1 protein-coding gene is annotated in these 305 nt (G+C 56.7%); it reads left to right on the top strand.

All coding sequences use genetic code 11. The features are described 5' to 3' along the window. Positions 1–185: hypothetical protein (locus AC1RPQ_RS08310; protein WP_481762315.1), on the top strand; the 185-nt coding region annotated here is incomplete at its 5' end. Positions 186–305 lie beyond the last annotated feature (120 nt).

The following is a 305-nucleotide window of genomic DNA, read 5'->3' as shown; positions in this document are numbered from 1 at the left end:
GGGATGAAGTGAAGTTGGCTTCGGTGCTGGAGAATGCGCTCGGCCGCGAATCGTGGGAAATCGACTACACGAAGCTCGTCATCTTCATCAGCGGCAACCTCGACTCCGCGTTCAAAGGCGCAATGGCGGCAGGCGACAGCGATTCGGATGCGGACTTTTACCATCAGCTGACGCGCAATATCTAGGTCAATACGATCAAGGATCATCTGATGTCGCGGTTCAAGCCCGAGCAGGTGGCGCGCTTCGGCAACAACCACATCATCTACCCGTAGCTCAGCCGAAAATCGTACGAGGCGCTGATCGCG

The organism is Dellaglioa sp. CoH-57-MRSF-21, from assembly GCF_056781915.1.
Note: the sequence above shows the minus strand (reverse complement) of the source record. Positions and strands in the feature narration are given on the sequence as shown.